Raw genomic sequence first — 1,152 nt, 5'->3', positions numbered from 1 at the left:
GCTTGACCACAGCGCGGGACGCGCTCGCCGCCCGGCTCCGGGCGGCGGGCAGCGTGTTCGCCGAGGACGAGGCCGACCTGCTGCTCGAGGCAGGCGACGGCGATCCGGTCCGTCTGCGTGCCCTGGTGCAGCGGCGCCTCGCCGGTGAGCCGCTCGAGGTCGTCCTCGGCTGGGCGGCCTTCGACGGGCACCGGGTCCGCGTCGCCGCGGGGGTCTTCGTGCCCCGGGCACGCACCGCGGTCGTCGTCGAGCAGGCGGCGCGGCGGCTCCACCGCTACGACCGGGTCGTCGACCTGTGCTGCTCGAGCGCTTCCAGCAGATCCTCGACCCGGAGACGCTCACCGTCGTCTCGCCGGACATGGGCCGCGTGCGCGTCGCCGACATCTGGTCCGAGAAGCTCGGCGCCCCGCTCGCCATCATCCACAAGCGGCGTGACCCGCTCGTCCCGAACCAGGTCTCCGTGCACGAGATCGTCGGTGACGTCTCCGGCCGCGTCTGCCTGCTCGTCGACGACCTCATCGACACCGGTCGCACGATCGCCAAGGCGGCCGAGGCCCTGAAGGCGAACGGTGCCACCGGCGTCGTCGTCGCGGCGACCCACGCGGTGTTCTCGGACCCGGCGAAGGACCTGCTGCAGAGCGAGTTCATCGACCGCGTCGTCGTCACGGACACCCTGCCGCTGCCGGAGGAGAAGCGCTGGGACCGTCTCGAGGTCCTGCCGATCGCCCCGCTCATCGCCCGCGCGATCCACGAGGTCTTCGACGACGGTTCCGTCACGTCGATGTTCGACGGCGCGGCTTGACCACAGCGCGGGACGCGCTCGCCGCCCGGCTCCGGGCGGCGGGCAGCGTGTTCGCCGAGGACGAGGCCGACCTGCTGCTCGAGGCAGGCGACGGCGATCCGGTCCGTCTGCGTGCCCTGGTGCAGCGGCGCCTCGCCGGTGAGCCGCTCGAGGTCGTCCTCGGCTGGGCGGCCTTCGACGGGCACCGGGTCCGCGTCGCCGCGGGGGTCTTCGTGCCCCGGGCACGCACCGCGGTCGTCGTCGAGAAGGCGGAGCGGCGGCGCCACCGCTACGACCGGGTCGTCGACATGAGCTGCGGGGGCGGGGCGATCTCCGCCGCGCTGCTCCGCCGGGTACGTGGGAGCGACCTG

At 74.0% G+C, this 1,152-nt stretch carries 1 protein-coding gene and 2 pseudogenes; 2 read left to right on the top strand and 1 reads right to left on the bottom strand.

The window, feature by feature from the left end; all coding sequences use genetic code 11:
* Nucleotides 1–191, bottom strand: a 191-nt coding sequence (locus tag HUN59_RS19500; RefSeq protein ID WP_217483566.1) for a hypothetical protein, incomplete at its 3' end; no start/stop codon positions are given.
* A 101-nt stretch (nt 192–292) separates the two neighbouring features.
* Between HUN59_RS19500 and prs the strand changes: the two are divergent.
* Both prs and HUN59_RS19495 read left to right on the top strand, forming a co-directional pair.
* A pseudogene (prs, locus tag HUN59_RS15100) lies at nt 293–802 on the top strand (ribose-phosphate diphosphokinase); the annotation flags it as partial.
* A pseudogene (locus HUN59_RS19495) lies at nt 799–1,152 on the top strand (putative protein N(5)-glutamine methyltransferase); the annotation flags it as partial. The pseudogenes prs and HUN59_RS19495, both read left to right, overlap by 4 nt.

The sequence above is a fragment of the Curtobacterium sp. Csp2 genome, assembly GCF_013347165.1.
Note: the sequence above shows the minus strand (reverse complement) of the source record. Positions and strands in the feature narration are given on the sequence as shown.